Origin of the sequence: Ruminococcus sp. (assembly GCF_017650195.1) — a bacterium.
GTDB lineage: Bacteria > Bacillota > Clostridia > Oscillospirales > Ruminococcaceae > Ruminococcus.
This window is the reverse complement of the sequence record NZ_JAGCFH010000006.1, coordinates 1-9935: the sequence shown is the minus strand read 5'-3', so window position 1 is coordinate 9935 and position 9935 is coordinate 1. Positions and strand designations below refer to the sequence as shown.

The 9935-nt window shown below is 42.6% G+C and carries 5 protein-coding genes; 3 read left to right on the top strand and 2 right to left on the bottom strand.

The window, feature by feature from the left end; all coding sequences use genetic code 11:
* A partial coding sequence (locus tag J6U00_RS00175) for a carbohydrate binding domain-containing protein (protein ID WP_296577385.1) occupies window positions 1-1949 on the top strand: 1949 nt, incomplete at its 5' end.
* 172 nt (window positions 1950-2121) lie between these two features.
* Window positions 2122-5013, top strand: a complete 2892-nt coding sequence (locus tag J6U00_RS00170) for a family 43 glycosylhydrolase (RefSeq protein ID WP_296577383.1) — start codon at window positions 2122-2124, stop codon at window positions 5011-5013.
* A 322-nt stretch (window positions 5014-5335) separates the two neighbouring features.
* Here the strand turns inward: J6U00_RS00170 and J6U00_RS00165 are convergent, their stop codons facing one another.
* Window positions 5336-7288: a GGDEF domain-containing phosphodiesterase gene (locus J6U00_RS00165; protein WP_296577381.1), complete on the bottom strand. Its 1953-nt coding sequence runs from the start codon at window positions 7286-7288 to the stop codon at window positions 5336-5338.
* Between the two features lie 227 nt (window positions 7289-7515).
* Between J6U00_RS00165 and J6U00_RS00160 the strand changes: the two genes are divergently transcribed.
* Complete coding sequence (locus J6U00_RS00160) at window positions 7516-9594, top strand: N-6 DNA methylase (protein WP_296577379.1); 2079 nt, start codon at window positions 7516-7518, stop codon at window positions 9592-9594.
* 131 nt (window positions 9595-9725) lie between these two features.
* Here the strand turns inward: J6U00_RS00160 and J6U00_RS00155 are convergent.
* The coding region (locus J6U00_RS00155) for a dockerin type I repeat-containing protein (RefSeq protein ID WP_296577376.1) at window positions 9726-9935 on the bottom strand (210 nt) is incomplete at its 5' end.

The window sequence follows — 9935 nt, the reverse complement described above, 5'->3', positions numbered from 1 at the left end:
CTCTCTATGAGGTATCTTTAAATATCGAGGGCTACAGATCCAACGGCTCTGCCAATGTAAAGAGTGTTAAGGTTTATGAAAACTTTGAGGATAACGGAGAAAATCAAGAGGATATTGTTGATGATGATACTACAACAGCTGTAGAGCCTGACGAAAACGGCTACTACTTTAATGACGGTTTTGAGGGCTCGGCAAACAGCTGGTCCGGAAGAGCCTCAGAGACTGTTGAATCTTCATCGGCAGCCGCATTAAGCGGTTCCTCCTCACTTAGCGTAAGCGGTAGAAACAACAACTGGAACGGTGCTGCAAAGTCTCTTTCTTCAAGCACCTTCAAGGCAGGAACACAGTACAGCTTCAGCGCTAATGTAATGTACGAAAGTGGACCGTCAGAGCAGACTTTCCAGCTCTCTCTCCAGTATTCGGACGGTTCTACAACGAAATACGACCATATAGCTTCAGGTACAGCTACAAAGGGTGAATGGCTCCAGCTTGCAAATACAAAATATGAGATTCCGGCGGGAGCTTCAAATGTTGTTCTTTACGTTGAGACAGACGAGAATGATTCAAGTTATATAGATTTTTATGTCGACGATGTTATAGGAGCAACAGCTGGAACCGAGATCAAGGGAGCAGAACCTCCAAAGAAGGCTTTACTTGGCGATGTAAACTTCGATGGAGTTATTGACTCTCTCGATATGATCGCTGCAAGAAAGGCTATTATCGCAGGAGACCTCAAGGGTTCAGCGTTAAAGGCTGCAGATGTTGATCAGAATGGTGCATTTGAGGCAACTGATCTTGTTCTAATCCAGTCATATATCATTAAGAAGATCACCGAGTGGCCCGAGCCTGAGCTTCCTCCGACGCCTGAGTATGATACATCCAAGTGGGATAGCTATAAGGAAGATGCTTCTGCACAGTATATCGACTTCTATAATAGCTCGATAAAGCACATGGGTAATACCTATAGGCTTACCCAGAAACTTGCTGCTGCTGAAAATGGAGAGTCTCTCACTGTTGCTTACCTTGGCGGTTCAATTACAGAGGGCAAAAACTATTCATCACCTTTCTCTAACTACCTTAAGCAGACCTTTGCTAAGGGAAGCTTCAAGGAAGTTAATGCTGGTATGTCAGGTACTTCCTCAGTTGTAGGACTTGTCCGCAGTGAGAAGGATATCGTATCGCAGAATCCTGATATCATTATCCTTGAGTTCTCTGTTAACGACCATGAGGACATAATGTACAAGAAGTCCTTTGAGAGCTGTATAAAGAAGTTCCTTGATCTTCCCAATGAGCCAGCTGTTATGGTACTCATAATGCGTGCAAGAGACGGATTCTCCAGCCAGTCACAGATGTATCCTATCGGCAAGAACTTTGATATTCCAGTTATTAGTATGGATGACGCTCTTACAAAGGCATTCAACAGCAGATTCCTCCAGACAAGCGATTACTTTACCGATGATTATCATCCTCATCAGAATGGCGGAAAACTCGTTGCTGACTGTATGGCATACTACGTTCGTCAGGCATTAAAGACTGAGAACCAGTCGACAGGCTATACTCAGCCTACAAAGTATGTCTATGGCGCAGAGTATGCAAGCTGTGTAAACGTTAATCCTAAGGATCTGAACAACTTCAATGCAGGTTCTTGGTCAGCGGGCAGCGGATATAATTCGCTTCCTTATTCCTACACGCTCAACGGCGGAAGTCCTATGACATTCAAGACTACTGGTAAGGGACTTATCATCGTATTCAAGGCTAACAGCAATGGTATGGGCAGCATAAATGTTACTGTAAACGGCAAGACCACCAAGGTCAACGGCAACAAGCAGTACACATGGGGCGGTCCTGACGCAGAGCTTGGCTACTATCAGGATACGGAAGGAGAGCTTGATGTTTCTATCTCAGGAAGCGGAAGCTTTACTATCTGGGGTATCGGCCTCATAAAGTAAATAATTGTACTAAAAGCTCCGGATTTTCCGGAGCTTTTTTATACTATGATAAATAAAAAAGCACAAAAAACTATTGATTTTTAGGAGAAAATAAGATAGAATTGTTTTAGAGTTGTGTGAATCGTAATTAATTTATTAACACATTATTTTATACTGAAAAGAGGTTTTGAGAATGAACAGAATGAAAAGTATCCTTGCAGCAGCTACTGCGGCTGCATTGGTATTTAGCTCCTGCCCTGTTACTGTGCGAGCGGTTGTTAATGCTGATTTTTCAGACGAATACGGCGAGGTCATAAGCGGAGCTGATTACACAATCATGGTACGGCTCAGCGGCAAGTACATAACTGCTGCAAGCGACGGAAATGTGCAGCAGTGGGAGAGAAAAGGCGACAGTACACAGATATGGCATATTGAGAATGCAGGGAACGGGAAATGCTGTATACTTTCTGCGGCTGACAGACGAATGGCACTTACCGTTGAGAATGGAGATTCCACTAACGGAAACAATATTTATCTCTCTGAGTACAGGGATACGGCTTCTCAGCATTTCATTCTCCACCGTACTGACGACGCATACTATATAACAGGGGAATGCTCTGGCAACGCGGCTCTTGACGTATATGACATAAGTTACGAGAACGGTGCCAATATAGATCAGTGGGACTACTGGGCAGGCGAAGGACAGAAGTTCTATATCCGCCCTGCCGACGGTGACTACAGGTTTATCCGCGGCGACCTTAACTTTGACGGCTCAGTTGATAGCTTTGACCGTATAATAATGCAAAGAGGTGTAATAAGCAGCTTTGACGGGACTATGACTGCTGTTGCGGATATGAATGGCGACGGAACTGTAAATTCATCAGATCTTGTTTTGCTGACAGGATTCCTTGCAGGAAAAGAAGTTAATATAGAGACATATAGCACGATATCAACTAAAAAGCCGGATGTTGCGTATCTCTTTGCATACTTCCTTGGAAACTCTCCGGAGCAGGAACGTCTTTCTTATGCTGTAAGCACTGACGGCTATAACTTCAAGGCTCTCAATGGTGGCAGAGCTGTATGGCAGTCCAGTGTAGGCACTGAGTGTCTGAGAGACCCGTATATATTCAAAGGAGAAGACGGTCTGTACTATATGCTGGCTACGGATATGAAGTCGTCCCTTGGCTGGAACAGCAACAGAAATCTCCTGAGTGCTAAATCTACCGATTTGGTGCACTGGTTCGACGAGACGAGTATAGAGATAGCAAATAAGTACTCCATTATGCAGGGGGCAGACCGTGCATGGGCTCCGCAGGCTATATACGATCCCGAAAAAGACGAGTATATGATATATTTTGCGGCGAGGGTTCCAGGTCGTGATGACAGGACAATAATGTATTATGCCTACAGTAAAGACATGAAACGTCTTGATACTGAGCCGAAGCTTCTTTTTGCTCCAGCTAACGGCAATGACGCTATAGATTCGGATATAATCAATGTAGGAGGAAAGTATTATATGTACTACAAGAACGAGACCAACAAGAGGATATATCTTGCTACAGCAGATCACGCGAGCGGACCGTATAGCGAGATAAAGCAGGTCTCGGAAGGAAGCCTCGGAGTTGAGGGACCGAATATATACAAGCTTATAGATCAGGATAAGTGGCTGATGATGTCTGACGCCTACGGCGATGGTTACTATGTAATGCAGGAGACGAAAGACCTTGTGAACTTTACAACGGTCAGCCAAAGTAATTACAGCTTTAACTTCACTCCTCGTCACGGTTATGTAATACCGATAAATGGTGATCAGTACACAGCTCTGATAAATGCTTATCCTTCTGAGGGACTGACACCTGTAAATACAAGAATGAGGGCACCAGTAGTGAATGTTACAGTCGGAGGCAGTGCTGAAATGCCAAAGACTGTAATAGCAGAGTATACAGGCGGCGGAGTGTGCGAAATGAACGTTGACTGGAACAGTTCCGATCTTGCAGGTATAAATACTTCAAATGCAGGAACATATACGATAAGAGGAACGGTTAGTTCAAGCTCGGAGCTGTACTCAGACCCGTTCATAAAAGAAAGAGCTGACCCGTACATAGTTGATGGCGGTGACGGATATTATTATTTTACTGCTTCTTATCCTGCCTACGGAAGCGTGGATAAGGGATATGACCGTATAATACTCAGGCGCAGCACTACAGTAAAGGGAATTGCCTCCGCAGAGGAAAAGACGATTTGGAAGGCTCATTCCAGCGGAATACTATCAAAGCATATATGGGCTCCGGAAATGCATTACATAGGCGGCTCGTGGTATATGTTCTTTGCAGCTGGAGCAAGTGACGATATATGGGCGATACGCCCTTATGTGCTAAAATGCAGCGGCGACCCTTATACAGGAAGTTGGACCGAGTGCGGACAGATGCAGGCAAGCAGCGGCGACAGTTCATCTTTTGCCAATTTTTCACTTGATATGACCTACTTTGAGAACAACGGTAAGCATTATGTGGTTTGGGCTGAGATCAAAGGCGATTCATCGCTTTTTATGGCGGAGATAGACCCTTCACAGCCATGGAAACTAATCTCGAAGCCAATACTCCTTACAAAGCCGGAATACGACTGGGAGTTAGTGAATAACCGTGTTAACGAAGGTGCGTCTGTTTTGAAAACCGGCAATAAGGTGTATATTTTCTTCTCGGCTTCGGGTACAGGCTCGGAGTACTGTGTTGGAAGACTGGAAGCGGATTTAAATGCAGACCTTATGGATATAAAGAGCTGGAGGAAGCTAAGCAGTCCTGTACTTTCAACAGCAGACGTAAAGGGCTGCGCAGGTCCGGGACATAACAGCTTTGTCCGGGATGAGATGGGAAATCTTCTTATCGTATACCACGCGCGTCCTGATTCACATTCGTCGGGAAACTGCGGCACCTATAACAAGGATCCGCTTTATGACCCGTGCAGGCATACACGTATAAAACGTGTAGCTTTTGACGGAAACGGAGACCCTGTTATAAATCTCAGCGATGAAGCAGAGCTTGCAAAAATGAATAAAAACATCACGGCTACAGTTATTGTAGGATGATATTTTGACACTTACTGACTAGTTAAAAAAGGGGGAAATATGATACCTAAATTACAGGAATATATGAATGATAGACGTATCTCTCTGTTTATTCGTAAGAAAAACGGAAAGATTTTGTATCAGCTCCAAATATCGGTTTCGCATAGCATATTTTCGTGAACTGAACGACGGTACTGCGCTTGAATGCTGTTTAGAGATCACGTCTCCTTCTAAAAAGAGAAAACTGATAGAAAAACTTCCGGTTTTGTTTGAACAGTTCGCTTTGAACTGCAAAATAAAATGAAAAAAGCGGTGCAGCTTATGTGTTGCACCGCTGAATTATTTAGCTTTTGTATTTGTCTGACATTTTCAGCTCGCCTTTTTCAATCTTTTCTCTTAGAATTTCAATGGGGACAGGCTTGCTGAAAAGATAGCCCTGTGCACGTTCACAGCCAATAGAACCAAGAAAATCGAATTGCTCTTTAGTTTCAACGCCTTCCGTAAGAGAGAGCATTTTGAGCATCTTAGTAAGATTTACGATATTTTCAAGGATAGGACGGGTCTTTTCATTGTTGTTGAAGCCTGTAAGGAATTTCATGTCGATCTTCAGTACGTCGAAATGGAAATCCTTAAGGACGTTCAACGAGGAGTAACCGCTTCCGAAATCGTCGAGCCATACCTTATAGCCGAATTCATTGAGTTTCTTTATTGCATTTGGTAGAAACTCATGCTGATCTGTTAGTGCACTTTCGGTTATCTCGACTTCTATGAAATCCTTGGGGACATTGTACTTTTCAACTGTTGCGCAAAGATATCCTACTATATCGCAGAGTTCAAAGTCAAGGCGTGAGAAATTGAGGGACACAGGGGCAAATGGCTTGTGATTATCGATTGAATCGCGATAATCCTTGCAAACCGATTCGATAATGTACATATCGAGCTTATATATCTGACGGTATTCTTCAAGTATTTCTATGAAGGAGGCAGGTGAGAGTAGTCCGTAATTCGGATCCTGCCATCTTGCAAGAGCTTCCAGACCGCATATATTTGCGTTTCCAGTGAGCACTATAGGCTGATAGTAAACCTTTATGTAGCCGTTGGCAATAGCTGTATCGATATTGTTTACTATGTATTGTTTCAGATGGAATTTGTCCTCAAGGGATTTGTCATAAAGCCGCCAAGTGCGATCGTAATGCTTTTTGATACTGTTGCATGCAAAGCGAGCACGGTCACATGCTTGACTAACATCGGTCTCTTCACCGTGCGGTCTGTATGCGCCGCATTTAAGCTCAAGGCAGACTTCCTTTTGAAGCTTCTTTATTTCTCCGGAAAGCTGGCCGATAATTTTTTGCACTCTGTCATAGCTTGTAAGAACTACAAAATGATCGTCGGAAAAACGTGATACAAGGGAGCTTTTAAAGGCGTCATCTATCATGTGAGCAATCTTTATGAGCAACTCGTTTCCGGCATGAAATCCATATTTTTCGTTATATGACTTGAAGTTTTCTATATCAAAGAAGAGAAATACAATGTTTTCCTTGTCGGTAGTGATGTAATTCAGGAGCTTTTCTGCCTCATTCCTGAAATAAAACATATTATGTATACCGGTCAGCTCGTCTTCTACAGAGAGCTTTGAAAGATATGTGTTGATTTCCTGTAGGTTCTCATCCTTCAGAGCCTGAGCGCGGATACGATTATAGCTGGCTATACATATCATCATTGTAGAAAGCCACATTGAAAAGAAATTGATCTTTGTAGCAACAGTGGCTCCTACCTCACCTGTATTTATCGCAACCATCTTATCTATACAGGAATAGAAGTAAAGGAATGAACTGCCGGATATTATAAACGCAGTGAAAGGTCTCCATGTCAGAAGACAAAGTGCGAAGAGCTCCATAGTGAGGAAAGTAAGGAACTGCTCACCCTTGGCGTAATCGTTGAGTGAAACCTTTATTCCGAAGTAAATACAGGTTATCATGAATACCCATTTGGTTATCAGAATTACAGAACGCCTTTTGGATTTGCCCTTTAGATAGCGTACTGCGCAGAAAAGCATGACGCAGGCCATGAAAAGCAATATACCGTAGTTGGAATAATACTTTTCAAAGAAATGCTTCAGATTGCTTTGCAGGTTCTCTCTGATGATAGTAAGTGTAAGCCTTATTATCATCCATATTTCTAGTACTATGACAACTACTGACATATAAATGCTGGATTTCATATTTGTATTGTCAAAATAGTCGCGTACATAATTGCTGTGCTTTTCAAAACCAAGCGATCTCAGTACAGCTTTCATATTCATATCCCCCCTTGAAAAGGAATTGTTACAAATCCATTTCATAATTATTCTAACATAATAGATGATTAATGTCAATGAATATAGTATTAATATGTAGTTTTTAACTAAAAATATTAAATTAAAATATGATAGATGGAAACCAGTATGCTTGCTTGAAAGAATTGTCATCTTATGGTATAATGATAATATATGATAGAGTACATCATTTACTATAATGCAGGGGTGTGATAAGGATCAAAAAGTCGTCTGTCAGAAATATAGCTCTTTCTGTAAGAAAAATGCTGTCAGAACGCTTTGTCGGTGAAGCCTCAGAGGAGCTTTCCTTTGAAGCCTTTCTTCTGGGAGCGGCTTCAAAATATATAACGGAAAACGAGATATTAACCATAAGCGATATAAGAGAGATACCGAGCCTTATCCAATTTGTATTTACAGACATTACGGAGCAGACTGTACTTTCAGCTGCAGAAGAGGTCAGGGAGACTCTCTCAGGGATATCGCCGGAGGAATGGAAGGATAATGTACAACTAATCGGTCAGCTGTATCAGTATTACAACAGTGAGAAGAAGGATAACGTACTGCGAGGACTTAAAAATAATTCCAAAGTGGACAGCGAGCATATAGCTGCGGCAACGCAGATATTTACTCCCGACTGGATCGTCAGGTACATGATCGAAAATACTCTTGGGCGGATATTAGCTTCACGCTGTGGTTACGATACCTCATCTATGGGGTACTATGTACCGAGGAGCATATCATACGGTAAAGAAGCTCCAGAGAGCATAACCCTTCTTGATCCTTGCGTAGGCAGTGGAAATATACTTGTTTACGCCTTTGATATATTCATGGAGTTATACAGAGCCCATGGATATAGTGATACCGAAGCTGTGGGAGCAGTGCTCAAAAACAATATCTTCGGTCTTGATATCGATAGCAAGGCAGTAAGAATAGCGCGTCTGGCGGTGCTTATAAAAGCGGCGCAGTATTCAGATAGAGTATTCTCTGAAAGTATTGAGCCTCAGATATATGATATGGAGGATATAGGCAGAGATAATGAGCAGTTCAGAGGAGCAGAGCTTTTTGGAAGCCTTATCAGACCGGTTATTCAGCCCGAGGAAAAATATGCAAAGGCATCGGCAGTGTTCAGGCTGCTGACAAGAAAATATAGTACTGTGGTTACAAATCCGCCTTATATGTCGTGCAGTAACATGAACAAAGAGCTCCTCAGTTTTATCAAGTCAGAATACACAGACTATCACACTGACCTGTTTTCGGCATTTATCGTACGTTGTACAGAACTTGCAGAGATTGACGGATACCTTGGATTCCTGACCCCTTGTGTCTGGATGTTTATACAGAGCTATGAAAAGCTCAGGCGTATGGTGTTTAGTGAAAAAACACTTGAAACGCTTATACATTTTGAGTATTCGGCTTTCGAGGACGCGACAGTACCAATATGCGCTTTTACTCTACGGAACTGTCGCACCGACGTAAAAGGATTGTATTTCAGGCTGACTGATTTCAGAGGCGGACTCGACGTTCAGCGCGATAAATTTGTTGAAGCTGTTTCTTCTCAAGAATGCGGATATTTATTTGAAACAGCTTCCGACGGATTTACTGAACTACCAAACGCTCCTGCGGCATACTGGGTAAGCAAAGACGTTAGAAGAGTATATAGTCAGTATCCCACACTCGGCAGCATTGCTGCACCGAGAAAGGGGAATTCTACCTCTGATAACGATCGCTTCCTGAGATTGTGGTATGAGGTCGACAGGAACAAAATGAACCTTGGTTCTACCGGGATAGACAGGGTTGATACCATGAAAAGGCGATGGTTCCCGTATAATAAAGGTGGCGGATACCGTAAATGGTACGGTTTTAACGATTATTTGATAGACTGGTATGACGATGCGGAGGAAATTAGGAAGATTCCAACAGCGGTCATAGCGAATTATCAGTTCTTTACAAAGCCGGGACTGACATGGTCAACAGTAACGAGCGGAAAATTCAGTATACGGCAGTTCGGGAACGGATATATATTTGATAACGGTGGCTGCTGCATATTTGATATGGGAGAAAAGAAAAACTACCTCTGCGCATTGCTCAACTCAAAGGTATTTGCTTATATTTTCGGACAGCTCAATCCTACACTGAACTTTCAGTCAGGAGAGGTAGCAAAATTTCCAGTTATTTATCGTAAATCAGATAAAGTTGATAAGCTTGCGGAGGAGTGCGTTGCAATATCAAAGGAGGAATATGACTCTTTTGAGACAAGTAGGGAGTTCAAACGGCATCCACTTATATAATATTGGCAACAGTGTACGGCATTGCTGTTATAACTACACGAAATGATATCGACTTAATAAAAATAACGACGCAGCTCCGGTATTATCCGGAGCTGTCGCCGTTCTGAAAGGTATAAAGGTAAGTTCAATGGCTATATAAGAAGTTTTCTCATAAATATAACATCGAAAACGTCGGATGTACCATCGCTGTTTGCATCACAGGGATACTCGGGCGTGATTTTTCCGAGCAGGTAACCCTGACAGTAAACAAGATCTGCCACATTAACGCTTCCGTCATGGTTAAGATCGCCTATCAACGGCTTTTGAGGAGCAGTGGTAGTAGTTGTTGTCGTTGTAGTGGT

What these genes read in the sequence shown, in the direction of transcription:
- J6U00_RS00170 (WP_296577383.1), top strand. Translation starts at nt 2,122, where the DNA reads ATGAACAGAATGAAAAGTATCCTTGCAGCAGCTACTGCGGCTGCATTG.
- J6U00_RS00165 (WP_296577381.1), bottom strand. Translation starts at nt 7,288, where the DNA reads ATGAAAGCTGTACTGAGATCGCTTGGTTTTGAAAAGCACAGCAATTAT.